Genomic DNA, 19,447 nt, shown 5'->3' with positions numbered 1-19,447 from the left:
GGGCCCATCTTTCTATACCCCCCCCGTTTGTTGTCTTTTTTTATATTACTCCTTTTATAATAAAAACCCCCCGGGGGGGGGGGGGGCCCCCCCCCCCCCCCCCCCCCCCCCCCGGCGTGTTCGGGCACGGACGCTGCCCGATCTCACGCCCCGGAGTACAGCGGCGCAGGTCCGCGACGGGCACGGCGCGCGGTAAACGGTCGCATACGGGCAGCATCGGGCGTGCAACAGGCCTGGTCAGTGCCGCGCACCCGCTGTAGAACTTCCCCCAAGGGTCCCACCGGGCCCGAACGGGCAGTACTCCAGGTGAGCGGGAAGGCGGTGTCGGCCATGGGGACGAGTTCGGCGGAAGAACGTCAGCGCGAGATCGTGCGCGCCGCACGCCGCACCGGCTCGGTCGACGTCACCGCGCTCGCCGCCGAGCTGGGCGTGGCCAAGGAGACCGTACGGCGCGATCTGCGCGCCCTGGAGGACCACGGGCTGGTCCGCAGGACCCATGGCGGGGCCTACCCCGTGGAGAGCGCCGGTTTCGAGACGACGCTCGCCTTCCGCGCCACCAGCCATGTCCCGGAGAAGCGCCGGATCGCGGTCGCCGCGGCCGAGCTGCTCGGGGACGCCGAGACGGTCTTCGTCGACGAGGGCTTCACCCCCCAGCTCATCGCCGAGGCGCTGCCCAGGGACCGGCCGCTGACCGTGGTCACCGCGTCCCTGCCGGTCGCGGGCGTGCTCGCCGAGTCCGAGAACACCTCGGTACTGCTGCTCGGCGGCCGGGTCCGGCACGGCACCCTCGCCACCGTGGACCACTGGACGACGAAGATGCTCGCCGGCTTCGTCCTCGACCTCGCCTTCATCGGCGCCAACGGCATCTCCCGCGAACACGGCCTGACCACGCCCGATCCCGCCGTCAGCGAGGTCAAGGCACAGGCCATCCGCGCCGCCCGGCGCACCGTGTTCGCCGGTGTGCACACCAAGTTCGGTGCGGTCAGCTTCTGCAGGTTCGCCGAGATCGGCGCCCTGGAGACGATCGTCACGAGCACGCTGCTCCCGTCGGCCGAAGCCCACCGCTACTCACTGCTGGGGCCACAGGTCATCCGCGTCTAGCACTCGCATCGTTCGAAAGCCCGACGCACCGTTTGAAATCCCAACTCACCCCCCAGGGGTGTGCCATTCCCGCGCGCACCCTTTTTCTCCCCTTTCTCCCCACATGTGCAGGAGCGATCCATGCGAACCCAGAGCCGACGACGGCCGCCGCGAGCCAAGCTCGCCCTGGCCGCCGTAGGGACGCTGCTCGCCCCGCTGCTCTCCGGCTGCTGGGTCGGAGCGGGCGGCGCCGGATCAGGCGGCAACTCGATCAACGTCCTGATGGTCAACAACCCCCAGATGGTCGAACTCCAGAAACTGGCCCCGCACTTCACGAAGGAGACCGGCATCAAGGTCAACTTCACGGTGCTGCCCGAGAACGACGTCCGCGACAAGATCAGCCAGGACTTCGCCAACCAGGCCGGCCAGTACGACGTCGCGACCCTCTCCAACTACGAGATCCCGATCTACGCCCGCAACGGCTGGCTGCACGAGATGGACTCCTACGTCGCCAAGGACACCGCCTACGACGAGCAGGACATCCTCAAGCCGATGCGGGAGTCCCTGACCGCGGACGACGGCAAGCTCTACGGGCAGCCGTTCTACGGAGAGTCGTCCTTCCTGATGTACCGCAAGGACGTGCTCGCCGCGAAGGGCATCACGATGCCCGCGCACCCGACCTGGACCCAGGTGGCCGACATAGCCGCCAAGGTCGACGGCGCCCAGTCCGGCATGAAGGGCATCTGTCTGCGCGGACTGCCCGGCTGGGGCGAGCTGATGGCGCCCCTGACCACCGTCGTGAACACCTTCGGCGGCACCTGGTTCACCAAGGACTGGAAGGCACAGCTCGACTCCCCCGCGTTCGAGCAGGCGACGAAGTTCTATGTCGACCTCGTCCGCAAGCACGGCGAGTCCGGCGCGCCCCAGTCCGGGTTCGCCGAGTGCCTCAACAACATCACCCAGAGCAAGGTCGCCATGTGGTACGACGCCACCTCGGCGGCGGGCTCGCTGGAGGCCAAGGGCTCCCCGGTGAAGGGCAAGATCGGCTACGTCCCCGCCCCGGTCGAGAAGACCGACTCCTCGGGCTGGCTCTACACGTGGGCCTGGGGCATCCAGAAGGCGTCCCACAACTCCGACAAGGCCTGGAAGTTCGTGTCCTGGGCGTCCAGCAAGGAGTACGAGCAGCTGGTCGGCGAGACGGACGGCTGGGCCAACGTGCCGGCCGGGAAGCGCGCCTCGACGTACACGAACCCCGAGTACGTGAAGGAGGCCGCCGCCTTCCAGGAGCAGACGAAGGAGGCCATCGAGGGCGCCAAGCCCAACGACCCCGGTGTGCAGCCGCGACCCGCGCCCGGCATCCAGTTCGTCGACATCCCCGAGTTCACCGACCTCGGCACGAAGGTCTCCCAGGAGATCAGTTCGGCCATCGCCGGGCGCCAGTCCGTCGACTCGGCCCTGAAGAAGTCCCAGAAGCTGGCCGAGAAGATCTCCAAGGAGTACGAGGGACGATGACCGCCACGACAACGGCCCCTCTGGCCGCCGCTCCGACCCGCACCGCGCGCCCGCCCTCGGACAGGCTGCGCACCTGGGCCACCCGTGCCCCGCTGCTCCCCGCCCTGGTCTTCATGATCGTCGTGACCCAACTCCCGTTCGTGGCCACGCTGGTGATCTCGTTCTTCGACTGGAACGCGCTCTATCCGAAGGCCCGGCACTTCACCGGATTCGACAACTACCAGCAGGTCCTCAGCGACGCCGACCTGCGCCACTCGGTGTGGACGACCGTCCTGCTCACCGTCGCCGTGGTGCTGGCCAGCCTGGTCATCGGCCTGCTGCTCGCACTGCTCCTGGACCGCAAGTTCCGCGGCCGGGGCTTCGTCCGCACCCTGCTGATCGCCCCGTTCCTGGTGGTGCCGGTGGCCGCGGCCCTGCTCTGGAAGCATGTGCTCTACAACCCCGAATACGGCCTGCTCAACGGCCTGTTGCACTATGTGGGCGGCCCGCAGCCGGACTGGATCTCCAACACCCCGCTGCTCGCCGTAGAGGCATCACTCGTGTGGCAGTGGACGCCGTTCATGATGCTGATCCTGCTGGCCGGGCTGCAGAGCCGCGACCACCAGCAGATCGAGGCCGCGAAGGTGGACGGCGCGAGCGACTGGCAGGTCTTCCGCTATCTGACGCTGCCGCATCTGCGCCGCTATCTCGAACTCGGCGCCCTGCTGGGCTCGATCTACATCGTCCAGAACTTCGACGCGGTCTTCACCATCACGTCCGGCGGCCTGGGCACCGCCAACCTGCCCTACACCGTCTACCAGAGCTTCTACCAGGCCCACGAGAACGGCCTCGCCTCGGCGGCCGGCGTCCTGGTCGTCATCGGCTCGATCATCATCGCGACCTTCGCCCTGCGGGTCGTGTCGTCCCTGTTCCGTGAGGAGGCGTCCCGCGCATGAGCAGCATGAGCAGCATCGCCGTACGCGCGCGTGCCCGCCGCAAAGGCTCGGGGCTCGGCCTGGTGGCCTGGCTCCTGGGCATCGTGTTCTTCCTGCCCATCGCCTGGATGGCGCTGACGTCCTTCCACTCGGAGACCGACGCGGCGACCAATCCGCCGTCCTTCGGGGCCGCCCTCACCCTGGACGGCTACCGGGAGTTCTTCGGCACGGGCGGCGGCGCGAGCCCCTGGCCCGCGCTGGTCAACTCCCTTGTCGCGTCCGTGGCTTCGACGCTCTTCGTGCTGCTGCTGGCGTTCCCGGCGGCCTACGCGCTGTCGATCCGCCCGGTGAAGAAGTGGACCGACGTCCTGTTCTTCTTCCTGTCCACGAAGATGCTCCCGGTGGTCGCGGGCCTGCTGCCGATCTACCTGTTCGCGAAGAACGCCGGGATGCTGGACAACATCTGGCTCCTGGTCATCCTCTACACCTCGATGAACCTGCCGATCGCGGTGTGGATGATGCAGTCCTTCCTCGCCGAGGTCCCGGTCGCCGTCATCGAGGCGGCACAGATCGACGGCGCCCGGCTGCCGACCATCCTCGCGCGCGTGGTGGCCCCGATCGCCCTCCCCGGTATCGCGGCGACAGCCCTCATCTGCTTCATCTTCAGCTGGAACGAGCTGCTGTTCGCCCGGGTCCTCACGGGTGTCGTCGCCGAGACCGCGCCCGTGTTCCTGACCGGCTTCATCACCAGCCAGGGCCTGTTCCTGGCGAAGGTGTGCGCCGCGTCGCTCGTCATCTCCCTGCCGGTGCTCGCCGCGGGGTTCGCCGCCCAGGACAAGCTGGTCCAGGGCCTCTCCCTGGGAGCCGTCAAATGAAGGCCGCCGTCATCGAGTCCGTGGGCCGCGCCGTCGTCACCGAGGTCCCGGACCCGACGCCAGGCCCCCGCGAGGTCGTCGTCGAGGTCGCCGCGTGCGGCCTCTGCGGCACCGATCTCCACATCCTCCAGGGCGAGTTCGCGCCCAAGCTGCCGATCGTGCCGGGCCACGAGTTCGCCGGCGAGATCGTCGCGGTCGGCACCCAGGTCACCGAGGTCTCGGTCGGCGACCAGGTGGCCGTGGACCCCTCGCTGTACTGCTTCGAGTGCCGGCAGTGTCGCAACGGCCACAACAACCTCTGCGAACGCTGGGCTGCGATCGGCGTCACGACCGCCGGCGGCGCGGCCCAGTACGCGCTGGCGCCCGTGGCGAACTGCGTGAAACTGCCCGAGCACGTGCGCACCGAGGACGCGGCCCTGATCGAACCGCTCTCCTGCGCGGTGCGCGGCTACGACGTCCTCCAGTCCCGCCTCGGCGCGCACGTCCTGATCTACGGCTCCGGGACCATGGGCCTGATGATGCTGGAGCTGGCCAAGCGGACCGGCGCGGCCAGCGTCGACATCGTGGACCTGAACCCGACCCGCCTGGAGACGGCCCGCACGCTCGGTGTCTCCGGGTCGGCGGCGAACGCGGAGGAGCTGGAGAGGCCGCAGGGCTGGGACCTCGTGATCGACGCGACCGGCAACGCGGCGGCGATCCAGGACGGCCTGGACCGGGTGGCGAAGGCGGGCACGTTCCTGCAGTTCGGGGTGGCCGACTACGCCACCCGGGTGTCGATCGACCCGTACCGCATCTACAACCAGGAGATCACCATCACCGGCTCCATGGCGGTGCTGCACAGCTTCGAGCGCGCGGCGGAGCTGTTCGCGAACGGGGTCCTCGACCCCGGGATCTTCATCAGCGACCGGATCGAGCTGGAGCGGTATCCGGAGGCGCTGGAGCAGTTCGCGGCGGGGGTGGGACGGAAGATCGTGGTGATTCCCTAGGGAATCGGCGGGATTCGGGCCGGCACTTCCAAAGCTTGGCCAATTGGCCACTTGGTAAGGGAACGGCAAAATGGTCTCGGTCGTTCACGAGTCATGACAGCTATGACCCCAGGCTCGAACATCCCTCTTCCGGTCACCCGGGTGGCGGTCGATGTCGCCGCCCCCGTGCGGCTCGACGTGTCGAGCCTGCTGCTCACCGGCGACGGCAAGGTGCGCTCGGACGACGACTTCATCTTCTACAACCAGCCGAACGGCCCGGGTGTGACGTACCGCTCCGGCGGCGGTACGTCCCCGGACGCGATCACCGTCGACACGGCCGCGGTGCCGCCCGGGATCGAGAAGATCGTCGTCACGGCGAGTCCCGACGCCGCGGGGCAGACCTTCCAGGGCATCGAGCCCACGGCGACGATCCGCAACGCGGCCGACGACTCGGTGCTGGCCACGTTCACGCCCCCGCAGCTCGGCGCCGAGACGGCACTCGTGGTCGTGGAGATCTATCTCCGCAACGGCGTCTGGAAGGCCCGCGCGGTCGGCCAGGGCTACGCCAACGGCCTGGCGGGCATCGCCACGGACTTCGGCGTCTCGGTGGAGGAACCGGCTCCGGCGCCCGCTCCGGTGGCTCCGCCGGCCCCCGTGACGCAGGCCCCGGTGGCGCCTCCGGTGCCCGCCGCTCCCCCGGCCCCGCCCGCCGCGCCCCCGCTCGGCGCCGGGAAGATCAACCTCGACAAGGGCCGCGTCAGCCTCCAGAAGAACCAGACGGTGTCCCTGGTCAAGGGTGGTCGCGCACTCCTCTCCCAGGTCAAGATGGGTCTCGGCTGGGAGCCCGCGTTCCGCGGCAAGGACATCGACCTCGACGCCTCGGTCATCGCCTACGGCCCGCAGCGCAACCACGTCGACAGCTGCTACTTCGGCAAGCTGTCAATCCTGAACGGCGCGATCAAGCACTCCGGTGACAACCTCACGGGCGAGGGCGGCGGTGACGACGAGGTGATCGTGGTCGACCTCGGCCGCATCCCCCAGGAGGTCACCGGCCTGGTCTTCACGGTCAACTCCTTCTCCGGCCAGAAGTTCACCGAGGTCGCCAAGGCCTACTGCCGCCTCATCGACGCCGCGACCGGCGAGGAACTGGTCCGCTTCGACCTCACCAACGCCGAGGCCCAGACCGGCGTCATGATGGCCAAGCTCGTCAAGCAGTTCTCCGGCGAATGGGACATGACCGCGATGGGCGACTTCGTGAAGTCCCGCACGGTGCGCGGCATGGTGAAGCCGGCGGCGCAAGCACTGTAACCACCAGGGACACAGTCCTACGACCGCTGCGGGCGCCCCTGATCGAGGGGCGCCCGGCGTTCATTCCCCCTGGGCGGCGGGCCGCAGGCCGTCCGTCAGCAGGGACAGATAGCGGCGGATGAACTTCCCCTGGCCGTCCGCCAGTTCGGAGGCCGTGGACACTCCGTGGGCCAGCCGCAGGATCTCGATCGGCTCGACGTCCTGGCGCAGGGTGCCCTCCCGCTGCGCCGCCTCGACCAGCCGCTGCGCCGCGCCCTTCATGGAGCCGGCGCATGCCGTGAGCGCGGCCTGGCTGCCATCGGTGACGGCCGACCCCAACAGCGCCTTCATGCCGCGCACTTGAATCATGCCGAGGCCGACCCAGTACAGCCACTCGACCAGCGCCTCGCCGGGCGGGAGTTCCTTCGCGATCTCGTCCGCCCGGGTCGCGAGCGCCTCGATCCGGTCGACGTAGGCCGCCTCCAGCAGCTCCTGCCGGGTCGGGAAGTGCCGGTAGAGCGTGCCGGACCCGACGCCGGCGCGCTTGGCGATGTCGTCGAGCGACGCGTTCTCCCCGTGCTCGGCGAACGCCTCGGCCGCCACCTTCAGCAGGCGCTCGTAGTTGCGCCGGGCGTCCGCGCGCATGGGCCTGACCTGAGTCATCCAGATACTCCTTGCGAACCGGGGACTCTCTCCGTATCTTACCGAGTACTAAACGGAGACAGTCCCCGCTTATCTTTGCGGGCAGTCCGCGCTGCCCGCACGCCTCTCAGCCGGGGACGCCAGACCGGGAGAACTCCATGTCCACCCCGTCCGCACCGTCCACCACCACCGATCCTCTCCCCGCACCACCCGCGCCCGCCAGGCTCGGCACCGTCCTCTTCGTCGTCGTGACCGCCTACCTGATGGTCGGCGTCGACTCCACCGTCGTCAACGTCGCCCTGCCCGACATCCAGAAGGACCTCGACTTCAGCCCCACCGGCCTGTCCTGGGTCCTCAACGCCTACACCCTCGCCTTCGGCGGGCTGCTCCTGCTGGGCAGCCGGGTCGGCGACATCGTCGGCCGCCGCCGGACACTCACGATCGGCGTGCTGCTCTTCGCCTCGTCCTCCCTGCTCGGCGGACTGGCCACCGACAGCGCGTGGCTGCTCGCGGCCCGCGCGCTCCAGGGCCTGGGCGCCGCGCTCATCGCACCCAACACCCTCGCCCTGATCACCACCAACTTCCCCGAAGGACCGCGCCGTCACCACGCGCTCGGCATCTACACGTCCATGGCCGGTATCGGCGCCTCGATCGGCCTGGTCATCGGCGGCATGCTCACCTCCTGGGCGTCCTGGCGCTGGTCACTGCTGATCAACGTGCCGATCGGCGCCGCGGTGGCCCTGGCGCTCCCCCGCTTCGTGGGCGAAACCCCGCGCCACGCGGGCCGGTTCGACGCGGCGGGCGCACTGACCGGCACCGCCGGGATGACCTCGCTGGTGTACGCGTTCATCCGGGTCTCCTCGGACGGCTGGGGCGACCTCCAGGCGCAGTCGGGCTTCGGCGCGGCAGTGGCCCTGCTGATCGGCTTCACCCTGGTCGAGTCCCGCGCCGAGCAGCCGATCATGCCGCTGCACCTGTTCGCGAGCCGCAACCGGGCGGGCGGCTACGCGGGCGTCCTGCTGCTGCCGGCGGGCATGTTCGGCGCGTTCTACTTCCTCACCCTGATCAGCCAACGGGTGCTGGACTACAGCCCGTTGCGCGCGGGCTTCGCCTTCCTGCCGCTGACCCTGGCGCTGTTCGCGGTCGTGCGTTTCGTACCGCGCCTGCTCGCCCGTCTCGGCGCGAAACCGGTCCTGCTCACCGGCATGGCCCTGCTCGCCACCTCGGCGGGCTGGCTCTCGCAACTCGGCCCCGACGACGGCTACTTGACCGGTCTGCTCGGTCCGCTCGTCCTGATGGGCGTGGGCGTCGGCCTCAGCTTCATGCCGCTCAACGCGACGATCCTCGCGGGCATCGAGCCGCGCGAGGCGGGCGCCGCGTCGGGCCTCCTGCAGACCCTCCAGTGGCTCGGCGGCACCCTCGGACTCTCCATCCTGGTCACCGTCTACGGCACGGCGACCCGGCACACCACCGGTTCGCCGTCCGACATCCTCGTCCACGGCTCGGCCCGCGCGTTCGCCGTCGCCGCGCTTATCGCCCTGACCGCGCTGCTGGTGTCGGCGTTCGTGATCACCGGCAGAAAGCCCGCGGAAACGGCCAGGACGGCCTAGAACAGCGCGCTGTACGCGTTCAGCGCGGGCTGTCCGCCGAGGTGGGCGTAGAGCACGGTGGAGTCCCGGCCGATCTCGCCGCGCGCGACGAGATCGATCATTCCGGCCATCGACTTGCCCTCGTACACAGGGTCGGTGACCATCCCCTCGGTACGGGCGGCGAGGCGCATCGCCTCCAGGGTGGTCTCGTCCGGGATGCCGTAGATGCCGGCGTGGTAGCGGTCGTCCAGTTCGACGTCGTCGACGGTCAACTCCCGCTTGACCCCGATCAGTTGGCCGGTGCCGTGCGCGATGCGGGCCACCTGCTCGCGGGTCTCGGCGGGCTTGGCCGACGCGTCGATGCCGAGGACGCGGCGCTCACGCCCGCCCGCCTCCTCGATCGCCCGGAACCCGGCGACCATGCCGGCCTGGGTGGAGCCGGTCACCGAGCACACCACCACGGTGTCGAAGAAGACGCCCAACTCCCGCTCCTGATCGGCGACTTCGTAGGCCCAGTTGGCGAAGCCCAGACCACCGAGCGGGTGGTCGGAGGCGCCGGCCGGGATGGCGTACGGCTTGCCGCCGCTCTCCTCGACCTCGCGCAGCGCCTGCTCCCAGCTCTCCTTGAAGCCGATGCCGAACCCGGCCTTCACCAGGCGTATGTCCGCTCCGGCGAGCCGGCTGATCAGGATGTTGCCGACCTTGTCGTAGACGGAGTCGGGCCACTCCACCCAACTCTCCTGGATCAGCACGCACTTGAGCCCGGCGCGGGCGGCACAGGCGGCGACCTGACGGGTGTGGTTGGACTGCACACCGCCGATCGACACGAGGGTGTCGCAGCCCTTCGCGAGGGCGTCCGCGACCAGGTACTCCAGCTTGCGGGTCTTGTTCCCGCCGTACGCCACACCGGAGTTGCAGTCCTCCCGCTTGGCCCACAGGGCGGCACCGCCGAGGTGTGCGGTGAGGCGCTCCAGCGGGTGGACGGGCGAGGGGCCGAAGAGGAAGGGGTAACGGTCGTACGAGGAAAGGGACATGGGATCTCCAGGGTCAGTCGGTGTCGGCCAGGTCCGCGAGGGTGTGCCAGATGTCGGCCGTGACGCGGACCGCACCGTCCGTGTCACCTTCGGCGCAGGCCTCGATCAGCCGCTCGTGCAGTCCGGCCGAGCGGCACGAGCCGCCCTCGCCGAAGCGTCGTCGCTCCAGTCGGCGGATGAGCGGGGTGTAACGGGCGACGGTGGCGGCGGCGGCGCGATTGCCGCTCACCCGCACCGGTACATCGTGGAGTTCGTCGTCGGCGCGCAGGGCCGCGTCCACGTCACCGGCGGCCACGGCGGCGGCGAACCGGGCGTTGGCCGCGCGCATCACGTCAACGTCCGCGTCCCGCAAGAGGGGTACGGCGACCCGGGTCACCAACTCGTGCATGGCCCCGACCACGGCGGCGGCGTCCCGCACCTCGGCGGCCACGACCGGAGTCACCCGGGTGTAGCTCTGCGGCTTGCTCTCCAGCAGCCCCTCCTCCACCAGCCGCGAGAACGCCTCCCGCACCGGCGCCCGCGACAGCCCGAGCCGCTCGGCCAGCTCGGCGTCCCGCACCACCGCGCCGGGTTCGATCTCACCGGCCACGATGGCGTCGCGGATCGCTTCGTAGGCGCGGTCTCGGAGGAGAGTGCGCGGGACGGGCCGTAGGGCATTCATGAATTGAAATGTTAGATGTCAATCTCCCGTCGGACAAGGGTGTGGCCCGCACCCGTGCGTGGGTGCGGGCCACAGGTCTCGCCTCAGGCGGCCCAGGGCCAGTCCGCGTCCCGGGCGGCCTCCAGCAGCGGAACCATCCGGAAGGCCGCGTCCGAGAGGCCGCCGAAGGTGTGCCGGTTGGCGGTGCCGGACGGGCCGTGGCCTGCCCGGTACCCGGCGAGGTTCCAGGTGTAGACCGGCACGTGGGCCGGGATCTGCTCGGTCGGGTCGCCGTGCCGGCTGTACGCGTACTGCTCGTCGGTGATGATCAGCACCCGGTCCTGGCCCCGGTAGTGCGAGCGGACCGCCGAGGTGGTGTCGGTGCCGCCCAGGTCGCCGAAGCGGCCCAGGACCTTGAGCACCGACTCGCCCGCGCCGAAGTCCAGACGCCTGCTCGTGGTACCGAACTCGACGAGGTCCGCGTCCGCCGCCCGCAGCGCGAGCGCCGTACCGAAGATCGCCGCCGCGTCGGCCCGGTTGAGCTCGGAGCGGTCGGACAGCCGCGAGTAGAACATCGAACCCGAGCGGTCCACGAGCACCAGCGTGCGGCCCGGCAGCGCGGGCACGTTGGCCAGCGAGTGGCCGAGCGCCCGCTCCAGGGGGTACGCCCAGCGCAGCGAGGGCGCGTGCTGGTACGCGGCGAGGTACCGGAAGGGGAACTGCCGCGAGCGCGCGACCTCCGCCGGGTCACTGATCTTCGCCGCGACCCGGGCCGCGACCTCGTCGGAGACCCCGGCCTCGTCGAAATTCCGCAGATTCCGGACGAGCGCCATCGACCCCATGGACGGAATCACGGCCTCCCAGGCCGCCTTGTCCATCGGGCCCTGGAGCCAGCCGGCCAGCGCCTCCCAGGTCATCCCGGCCGCCGCGAGCCGCTCGGCGCCGTCGGCCGACGTGACGACCGCGCGCCGCCGCTCGACCGGCAGTGCCATCAACTCGCGGTGTGCGGTGAGGACTTGGTTCGACGCGGGCGGTACGGCGGTGTCCGGGTGGTGCCGCCGGTCCAGGGCGTACTGGAACAGCTCGCCCTGCCACACCTTGTCCGGGTTTGGCGCCGCGTGCACCAGGTTGAGGATGTCGCCGAAGCGGTATCCCTTGGACGCGGTGTCGTACTTCAGCAGCGACTTGCCGTTGTAGAGGCGTCGTACGGCGTCGGCCACGCCTCGCTTGACGGGCTTCGGGATGCTACGGCCGTACCGCGCGGTCCAGTACGCGAGCAGCTCGCCGGGCTCGTCCGGGCGCCGGAGCACGGAGTCGACGACCTGGCGGTTCGAGGGGCCGTCGGTGGCGCCGGCGTCGAGGCGGGCCTTTACGTACTCGGCGGCGCCCACGACGGAGGCCGTACGGAGGTTGCCCTCGCCACGCAGCCAGCCGAGGAGGCCCGCCGTCCAGGCCGGGTCGGTGACGGCGAGCTCGCGCACAAGGGTCACGAAGCGGTCGTCGCGGTCGGCGCCGGACTCGTAAAAGGTCTGCTGGGAAACGAAGTGGGCGACGGCGAGCAGGAAAAGCTCGGAGCGCGCGTCCCGCTCACGGCCTCGGCCGCCCTGGTAGGTACGGAGTACACGCCCCGTCGAGGTCACTCGCGACGTGGGCTGCGCCTTCGCCGACTTGTTGTTGAATCGCGACATGATGAATTCCCCCCGAATTCATTGGTGTTCCGGAGGGAGGAGCGGCAAAGAGAGAGCGCCCGAGGTCGAAGTCGACTGCGGTGCTTATAAACTGGCGCGTCTTCCGTTCCGCCACATCGACCCTGAGTCGATGACGGGATTCGAACCCGCATGAGGGATTCACCCCCACCAGTTCCCGAAGTATCCGCTGCCTGCGCACCGGGCACCCACCAAATGCCGCGCCTCCCGAGATCAAATCGGCGGCGGCATGGGATTCTTTGGAAGAAGTAGCCGCGGCCCGCGCACCGGGAGGTGCATGAAGTTGTGGTGTCCAGAGTTCAAGGCCGGCGGAACCGACGTAGGTGCTCTAACCCCTGAGCTACACCGGCGCGTTGTACCGGTGGCGGGACTCGAACCCGCGGCCGCCCCATTATGAGTGGAAGTAGGTCCTGCCTTCGCACCTGGACGTTCTTCACTCTAGGAGGCGGCTGCGAGTCGGGCGAACGAATTAACTACTTCTTCTGTCGCTTCCAAGGCCCCGTAATGGCCAGCATGATCCCCGGCGTCTGGATGTTCGCGTACAGGGTCCTGCCGTCGGGTGAGAAGGTCACGCCCGTGAACTCGCTGTATTCCGGCTTCTCTTCGGTGCCGATGTTGAGTTCGTTGCGGGCGATCGGGTAGGTGCGGCCGCTCTCGGTCGCGCCGAAGAGGTGCTGGATGCCCTCGCCGTCCTCGGCGATGACGAGGCCGCCGTAGGGGGAGACGGTGATGTTGTCGGGGCCGTCGAACGCGCCGTCCACGGACGGGTCGGGGTTGACGCCGAGGAGGACCTTGAGGGTGAGGGTGCGGCGCTTGGGGTCGTAGAACCAGACGGCGCCGTCGTGCTGGACGGGGCTCTCCGTGCGGGCGAACGAGGAGACGATGTACGTGCCGCCGTCACCCCACCACATGCCCTCCAGCTTGCGGGCGCGGGTGACCTCGCCGGCCGCGAACTGCTTGCGGACCGACACCGACTTCGCGTCGCGGTCGGGGACGGTCACCCAGTCGACGCCGTAGACCGTGCCGATCTTCGTGGCGCGGGAGAGGTCGTCGACGAACTTGCCGCCGGAGTCGAAGCACTTGAAGGCTTCGAGGACGCCCGCGTCGTCGGCGAGGGTGCGGAGCTTGCCGCGGCCGTGGTGGAAGTGCTCGGGCGGGGTCCAGCGGTAGAGGAGGCCGTTGGGGTTGGCCGCGTCCTCGGTCAGGTACAGGTGGCCGCGCTTGGGGTCGACCACCACCGCCTCGTGGGCGTAGCGGCCGAGTGCCTTGATCGGCTTGGGGTTTCGGTTGGCGCGGCGGTCCGCCGGGTCGACCTCGAAGACGTAGCCGTGGTCCTTGGTGAAGCCGTTGGTGCCGGTCTTGTCCTCGGTCTCCTCGCAGGTGAGCCAGGTGTCCCAAGGGGTGTTGCCGCCCGCGCAGTTGGTGGCGGTGCCGGCGATGCCGACCCACTCGGCGACGTGGTCGCGGCGGACCTCGACGACCGTGCAGCCGCCGGCCGCGGCGGGGTCGTAGACGAGGCCCTCGGTGAGCGGGACGGGGTGGGGCCAGTTGGCGCGGGGGCCGGCCAGTTCGTGGTTGTTGACGAGGAGGGTGGCGCCGCGCGGGCCGTCGAAGGTGGACGTGCCGTCGTGGTTGGAGGGGGTGAACTCGCCCGACTCCAGTTTGGTTTTGCCGCTGTAGGTGATGACGCGGTATTTGAAGCCGGCGGGGAGGGCGAGGAGGCCGTCCGGGTCGGCGACCAGCGGGCCGTAGCCGACGCCGACATGGCCGTAGCCGGTCGCCGACTCCTCGGCCGCGGTCTCGGTGTCGGTGGCGGCGAGGGCGTTGGGGGCGGTCGCGAGGGCGCCGACGCTGCCCGCCAGGGCGACCCCGGCACCGGTGATCGCGGATTTCGCGGCGAAGTCTCTGCGGGTGAGCGACATGGTGTGTCTCCTGTGACGGTGGGTGTGCCGTGGAGGGTGGCGGACCTCGGGTCGGCGCCACCGTCCCGCCCACGTCTGAACAGGAGTTGAACACCGGCCGACTTCTCCGGGCCCTCTTCCATGAATCCGTATGTTCTCACCCATGGGACTCAAAAGTCCCCGTGCCGCACTCGCTCAATTCCCTTGCTGGGAGCGGGCCTTGAAGGCCGCCTTGCGTGCTTCCTTCGCGATCCGCTTGTCGGGGTGGAGTCGGCCCATCGCCTCCAGGACGTCCGCGGTCGCCGGGTGGTCGACCCGCCAGGCCGCCGCGAAGAAGCCGTTGTGCTGCTGGGCCAGGCCTTCGACCAGGGCCTGCAATTCCTCGGAGTTGCCCTCGGCGGCCAGTTGCGCGGCGACCGTGTCGACGGTCAGCCAGAAGACCAGGTCCTCGGAGGGCGCGGGGACGTCGCTCGCGCCGCGTTCGCTGAGCCAGACCCGGGCGAGGCCGCCGAGTTCGGGGTCGTCGAGCACCTCGCGCAGGGCGGGTTCGGCCTCCGGGCCGACGAGGGAGAGGGCCTGCTGGCAGAGGAGCCTGCGCAGCGGTGCGCCGGTGTCGGCGCCGCGGGCCGCCGCCAGCAACTCCCGTGCGGCGGCGAGGGGTTGGCGGCCGGCCAGCCACTGTTCGGTCTCGGCCCGCGCGGCTTTCTGCGGGAAGGTGGACGTACCGTCGAGGAGCGCGTCCGCGCCCTTGTCGGCGAGGTCTCCGACGGCGGGCGCGACGAAGCCGGCCTCCTGGAGGCGGGCGCGCAGGCCGTAGAGGCCGAGCGGGGTGAGCCGCACCATGCCGTAGCGGGTGACGTCGGTCTCGTCGACGGAGGGCGGGGTTCCGTCGACCGCTTCGTCGAAGTCGGCCATCAGGGCCTCGTCCACGGGCTGGTACTCGACGATCCCGACCGGTGCGAGCAGCCGGAACTGGTCGTCGAGGCGCATCATCGCGTCGGAGACCTGTTCCAGTACGTCGTTGGTGGGTTCTCCCATGTCGCTGGGCACGATCATCGAGGCGGCCAGCGCGGGCAGCGGGACGGGGCCGTCGCCGGGGCCCTCCTCGTTGACGGTGAGGAGGTAGAGGTTGCCGAGGACGCCGTCGAGGAACTCGGCCTCCGCCTCGGGGTCCCAGTCGAGTGACGAGAAATCGACCTCGCCGCCCTCGCCGACGGCGTCGACAAGACCGTCCAGATCGGGCACGCTCGCGTCCGCGAGGACGGTGTCGAGGGCGCCCAGCCACACCGCGAGGACGTCGTGCGGCGAGCCGGCGGTGAGCAGCGCAAGCTCCTCGCCGGCCGCGACGGTGCCCTCGTCCTCGTCGACGATCTCGACGAGCCCGGTGTCGACCGCGACCCGCCAGGCCTCGCTGGCGTCGGCCGCCGCGTCGTCGCCGGTCAGCCCGAGGAGTTCGGCGGCGGCGGGCAGTTGCTCGTCGACGAGGCTGCCACCGGCGTCGATGCGGGTGTCGGGGCCTGCCCAGCGGGCGAGCCGGGCCGCGCGGGCGAGCAGGGGTGTGGACAGCGCGTCACGCGCCAGCTCCGCTTCGGAGTGCAGCCGCACCGGCGGCAGGGGGGAGCTGTCTGACATCGGTGGGTTCTCCTAGGGCGCCTCGAAGGCCGTACGACGGCCGTACACGACACACGACTCAGCCGCTCAGCCTAGACGGATTTCGACCCATGCCGCCCGGTTCATGTCCCGGCCACCAGGCATACATGGCTGAAACCTTGACAACTGAGCGGCCCCGCAATGAGATTGACGCGCGTAGAAATGTCATGGACACCTGATCCGGGTATCTTCTACGCGCGTCGCTACCGCCCCACCGGTCGCGGCTCCCACCGCCGCTGCACAGCTTCATCCACCCTCGTCCCGGCTCATGCATGTCCCCGGAGGGATCCCGTTGCCGAGCAAGTCCTCCGCGCGTCTCGCCGCGCTCACCGTCGCCGCCGCCTGTTCCGTGGCGTCCACGATCGTTCTCACCTCGCCCGCGCACGCCGACGGCGTCCGCATCCACGACATCCAGGGCACGACCCGGGTGTCGCCGTACGCCGGCCAGAAGGTCGCGGACGTACCGGGCATCGTCACGGGCGTACGCACGTACGGCTCGTCCAAGGGTTTCTGGTTCCAGGACGCGACCCCGGACGACAACCCGGCCACCAGTGAAGGCGTGTTCGTCTTCACCAGCTCGACCCCGAAGGTCGCCGTCGGCGACTCGGTCACCGTCTCCGGCACGGTCTCCGAGTACGTGCCGGGCGGCGCCGCCACGGGCAACCAGGCGCTGACCGAGATCACCAAGCCGACGGTCACCGTCGTCTCCAGCGGCAACGCCGTACCGGCCCCGGTCGTGATCGACTCCAAGTCGGTGCCGAGCGCGTACACGCAGGCCGGTGACACCGCCGCGAGCAACTCGATCAACGCGCTGCCGCTCCAGCCCAAGAAGTACGCCCTGGACTACTACGAGTCCCTTGAGGGCATGAACGTCCAGGTCTCCGACGCGCGCGTGGTCACCGCGACCGACCCGTACGCGGAGCTGTGGGTCACGGTGAAGCCGCACCAGAACGCCACCCCGCGCGGTGGCACGGTCTACGGGTCCTACGACTCGCAGAACGGCGGGCGCCTCCAGATCCAGTCCCTGGGCGCGACGGCGGACTTCCCGGTCGTCAACGTCGGCGACAAGCTCACCGGCACCACGGCCGGCCCGCTGGACTTCAACCAGTACGGCGGCTACACCCTCGTCGCGAACGAGATCGGCACCGTGAAGAGCGGCGGCCTGAAGCGCGAGACGACGGAGAAGCAGTCGAAGAACCAGCTCGCGGTCGCGACGTACAACGTCGAGAACCTCGACCCGTCGGACGGCTCCTTCGCCGCGCACGCCGCCGCGATCGTGAACAACCTCCAGTCCCCCGACATCGTGTCCCTGGAGGAGATCCAGGACAACAACGGCGCGACGGACGACGGCACGGTCGACGCGAGCGTCACGGTCAACAAGCTGATCGACGCGATCGTCGCGGCGGGCGGCCCGAAGTACGACTGGCGCTCGATCAACCCGGTCAACGACCAGGACGGCGGCGAGCCCGGCGGCAACATCCGCCAGGTCTTCCTGTTCAACCCGCAGCGGGTCTCCTTCACCGACCGCGCGGGCGGCGACTCGACGACCGCGGTCGGTGTCACCAAGGTGCACGGCAAGGCCCAACTCACCGTGTCGCCGGGCCGGATCGACCCGGCCAACGCGGCCTGGACCGCGAGCCGCAAGCCGCTCGCGGGCGAGTTCGTGTTCAAGGGCAAGACGGTCTTCGTGATCGCCAACCACCTGATCTCGAAGGGCGGCGACCAGCCGCTGACCGCGCAGTACCAGCCGGTCACCCGCAGCTCGGAGACCCAGCGGCACGCGCAGGCGACGGCGGTCAACGCCTTCGTCAACGAGATCCTGGCCGCGCAGAAGAACGCGGACGTGATCACGCTCGGCGACATGAACGACTTCGAGTTCTCCGACACCGCGAAGATCCTCGAAGGTGACGGCGAGCTGTACTCGGCGATCAAGTCCCTGCCGAAGAACGAGCGTTACACGTACGACTACCAGGGCAACGAGCAGGTCCTGGACCAGATCCTGATCAGCCCGTCGATCCGCAAGGACTGCTTCGAGTACGACAGCGTCCACATCAACTCGGAGTTCAACGACCAGATCAGCGACCACGACCCGCAGGTGCTGCGCTTCCAGCCGTAGCACCTACGGGTGGGCCACGGGGGGCTCACGGGGGGATGGACGGGGCCTCGCCGGCTTGCACCAGGTCAGGCGAAGGCCCCGTCCAGCCAGCTCTGCCAGGCGAGTTCGTTCGTCTTGGCGTCGGCGTCCGGTGCGAAGTCGTGGACACTGATGCCGACCGGGGCGCCCCAGTGGTTGCGCCCGAAGAAGCGGATCAGCGCGCTGTCGGTGCGCAGTCCGATGAAGTACGGGTCGCGGAAGTCCAGTACGGCGTCCAGGAGTTGACCCTCGGGCCCGCGGGCCTGGATCCGTGCCCCTTGCTCGATGTCGTCCGCGAGGCCGAGCGCCCGGCCGACAACTCCGAAGGCATCGGCGGCGGTTGAGGCCTCGGGCCCGTTGAGCGTCGCGAACGCGACCGGCCGGCCCGCGAAATGGGTGACGTACTCCCGCAGCGTGTGCATGTAGAACGCGTTGTGCTTGCTCGCGCCGTCGTACTGGTTGTCCCAGTCGTCGGTGAAGATCCCGCTGTGCACGTACCGCACCCAGGCACGCCGGCCGTCGTCGCGCGGCTCGATGGTCTCGTCGATCTGGTTGAGGCTCTGGGTCGGGAAGCCGACGTCCTCGCTGAGCGCGGTGAGCCGGTGCGGCGGGTCGAAGTTGGTGAGGGTCGACCCGAAGGGTCCGACGCGCTTCTCGCCGTCGAACTCCATCGGCCACAGCCAGCCGCCGGTGCCGGACGTGATGGCGTCCCACACCTGCTCCGGAGTGGCGTCGACCTCAAACTCGTAGACGATCTCGAATTCCTTGGACATGGCTGGCTCCTGAGTACTACTGGTTCTACTGGCTTTGTTGATCCAGTTCTGGGGTGGACGGCTTCTTGACCGTGGGGTGGACGGCGACCACGATCCGGTGGTCGCGGCCCTCCTCCGCCTCACCCGCGTCGTACTTGCGGATGAGGGCGCTCACCCCGGCGGCCAGTTCCTGGATGAACGCGGCCCGGTCGGCGGCGGACGCGAAGCGCACCTCGCCGTCCAGCGCGTAGGTCGCGAGCCGCTGGTGGGCCTTGGCCGCGCCGGTGATCAGCGAACCGACGTCCCGCACCAGCCGGGCGCCGAGCGCCAGCAGCCAGCGCGCGGAGAGCTGGTCGCGGAACCGGTCCGGGTCCGGCTGCACGGCGGCGAGCGCGAGCGGCGAGATGACGTACGACGCGGCGGTCGCGCGCATCAGCCGCTCGGTGACATTGCCCTTGCGCCGCTCCCCCGCCAGCTCGACCAGGCCGTGCCGCTCCAGCGCCTTGAGGTGGTAGTTCACCTTCTGCCGGGGCAGTCCGACCTTGCCGGCGAGCATGGCGGCGGACGCGGGTCCCGCCCCCAGCTCGGCGAGCAGCCTGGCCCTTATGGGGTCCAGCGAGACGGCTGCGGCCTCGGGGTCCTCGATCACGGTGACATCCAGCATGCGTCCACCGTCCCACCGAACATTTTTTTTGTCCAGGGGAGTGGGATTGTCGGTGGGACCCGGTCATGATGGACGCGTCGCGCTCAGCGTGGGATGCGGCGC

General features: G+C 69.7%; 16 protein-coding genes. 8 read left to right on the top strand and 8 right to left on the bottom strand.

Annotation, left to right across the window (positions count from 1 at the left end; all coding sequences use genetic code 11):
* The first annotated feature begins 330 nt into the window (after positions 1-330).
* The 6 genes from ACIBJH_RS33850 (at position 331) to ACIBJH_RS33825 (ending at position 6,654) form a co-directional block, all read left to right on the top strand.
* Positions 331-1,101 carry a DeoR/GlpR family DNA-binding transcription regulator gene (locus tag ACIBJH_RS33850; RefSeq protein ID WP_019067511.1) on the top strand — a complete coding sequence of 257 codons (771 nt, stop codon included), beginning with the start codon at positions 331-333 and terminating at the stop codon, positions 1,099-1,101.
* A 120-nt stretch (positions 1,102-1,221) separates the two neighbouring features.
* A complete protein-coding gene (locus tag ACIBJH_RS33845) occupies positions 1,222-2,592 on the top strand; it encodes an ABC transporter substrate-binding protein (RefSeq protein WP_399120714.1) in 1,371 nt (456 codons plus the stop codon).
* The gene (locus ACIBJH_RS33840) at positions 2,589-3,527 is read left to right on the top strand and encodes a carbohydrate ABC transporter permease (protein ID WP_399120713.1); all 939 of its coding nucleotides are present in this window, start codon (positions 2,589-2,591) and stop codon (positions 3,525-3,527) included. Before ACIBJH_RS33845 ends, ACIBJH_RS33840 begins: the two co-directional genes overlap by 4 nt.
* A gap of 5 nt (positions 3,528-3,532) precedes the next feature.
* Positions 3,533-4,381, top strand: coding sequence for a carbohydrate ABC transporter permease (locus ACIBJH_RS33835; RefSeq protein WP_399120724.1), 849 nt, complete (start codon positions 3,533-3,535; stop codon positions 4,379-4,381).
* Positions 4,378-5,367: a zinc-dependent alcohol dehydrogenase family protein gene (locus ACIBJH_RS33830; protein ID WP_399120712.1), complete on the top strand. Its 990-nt coding sequence runs from the start codon at positions 4,378-4,380 to the stop codon at positions 5,365-5,367. Before ACIBJH_RS33835 ends, ACIBJH_RS33830 begins: the two co-directional genes overlap by 4 nt.
* 102 nt (positions 5,368-5,469) lie before the next feature.
* Positions 5,470-6,654: a TerD family protein gene (locus tag ACIBJH_RS33825; protein ID WP_399120711.1), complete on the top strand. Its 1,185-nt coding sequence runs from the start codon at positions 5,470-5,472 to the stop codon at positions 6,652-6,654.
* A 60-nt stretch (positions 6,655-6,714) separates the two neighbouring features.
* Here the strand turns inward: ACIBJH_RS33825 and ACIBJH_RS33820 are convergent, their stop codons facing one another.
* Positions 6,715-7,296 (bottom strand): TetR/AcrR family transcriptional regulator, encoded by a 582-nt coding sequence (locus tag ACIBJH_RS33820; protein ID WP_399120710.1) that lies wholly within the window; start codon positions 7,294-7,296, stop codon positions 6,715-6,717.
* Positions 7,297-7,433: 137 nt separating this feature from the next.
* Here ACIBJH_RS33820 and ACIBJH_RS33815 point away from each other — a divergent pair, with 137 nt between their 5' ends.
* Positions 7,434-8,885: an MFS transporter gene (locus ACIBJH_RS33815; RefSeq protein ID WP_399120709.1), complete on the top strand. Its 1,452-nt coding sequence runs from the start codon at positions 7,434-7,436 to the stop codon at positions 8,883-8,885.
* Here the strand turns inward: ACIBJH_RS33815 and ACIBJH_RS33810 are convergent.
* The 5 genes from ACIBJH_RS33810 to ACIBJH_RS33790 all read right to left on the bottom strand — a co-directional run bounded on the left by ACIBJH_RS33810 (position 8,882) and on the right by ACIBJH_RS33790 (position 15,777).
* Complete coding sequence (locus ACIBJH_RS33810; RefSeq protein ID WP_399120708.1) at positions 8,882-9,898, bottom strand: 1-aminocyclopropane-1-carboxylate deaminase; 1,017 nt, start codon at positions 9,896-9,898, stop codon at positions 8,882-8,884. The two genes, ACIBJH_RS33815 and ACIBJH_RS33810, sit on opposite strands and share 4 nt — an antisense overlap.
* A 13-nt stretch (positions 9,899-9,911) precedes the next feature.
* Entirely contained in the window at positions 9,912-10,559 is a 648-nt protein-coding gene (locus tag ACIBJH_RS33805; RefSeq protein ID WP_399120707.1) for a GntR family transcriptional regulator, read from the bottom strand.
* An 83-nt stretch (positions 10,560-10,642) separates the two neighbouring features.
* Complete coding sequence (locus ACIBJH_RS33800) at positions 10,643-12,226, bottom strand: TROVE domain-containing protein (RefSeq protein ID WP_399120706.1); 1,584 nt, start codon at positions 12,224-12,226, stop codon at positions 10,643-10,645.
* A gap of 491 nt (positions 12,227-12,717) precedes the next feature.
* The gene (locus ACIBJH_RS33795; RefSeq protein ID WP_399120705.1) at positions 12,718-14,166 is read right to left on the bottom strand and encodes an alkaline phosphatase PhoX; all 1,449 of its coding nucleotides are present in this window, start codon (positions 14,164-14,166) and stop codon (positions 12,718-12,720) included.
* 174 nt (positions 14,167-14,340) lie between these two features.
* The gene (locus ACIBJH_RS33790; RefSeq protein ID WP_399120704.1) at positions 14,341-15,777 is read right to left on the bottom strand and encodes a hypothetical protein; all 1,437 of its coding nucleotides are present in this window, start codon (positions 15,775-15,777) and stop codon (positions 14,341-14,343) included.
* 310 nt (positions 15,778-16,087) lie between these two features.
* Between ACIBJH_RS33790 and ACIBJH_RS33785 the strand changes: the two genes are divergently transcribed.
* Positions 16,088-17,911, top strand: coding sequence for an endonuclease/exonuclease/phosphatase family protein (locus ACIBJH_RS33785; protein WP_399120703.1), 1,824 nt, complete (start codon positions 16,088-16,090; stop codon positions 17,909-17,911).
* Between the two features lie 65 nt (positions 17,912-17,976).
* Here the strand turns inward: ACIBJH_RS33785 and ACIBJH_RS33780 are convergent, their stop codons facing one another.
* Both ACIBJH_RS33780 and ACIBJH_RS33775 read right to left on the bottom strand, forming a co-directional pair.
* The gene (locus tag ACIBJH_RS33780) at positions 17,977-18,702 is read right to left on the bottom strand and encodes an SRPBCC domain-containing protein (RefSeq protein ID WP_399120702.1); all 726 of its coding nucleotides are present in this window, start codon (positions 18,700-18,702) and stop codon (positions 17,977-17,979) included.
* Between the two features lie 25 nt (positions 18,703-18,727).
* Positions 18,728-19,345 carry an ArsR/SmtB family transcription factor gene (locus ACIBJH_RS33775; protein ID WP_399120701.1) on the bottom strand — a complete coding sequence of 206 codons (618 nt, stop codon included), beginning with the start codon at positions 19,343-19,345 and terminating at the stop codon, positions 18,728-18,730.
* Positions 19,346-19,447: the final 102 nt, after the last annotated feature.

The organism is Streptomyces sp. NPDC050548 (genome assembly GCF_044457385.1).
Taxonomy (GTDB): Bacteria; Actinomycetota; Actinomycetes; order Streptomycetales; family Streptomycetaceae; genus Streptomyces.
Note: the sequence above shows the minus strand (reverse complement) of the source record. Positions and strands in the feature narration are given on the sequence as shown.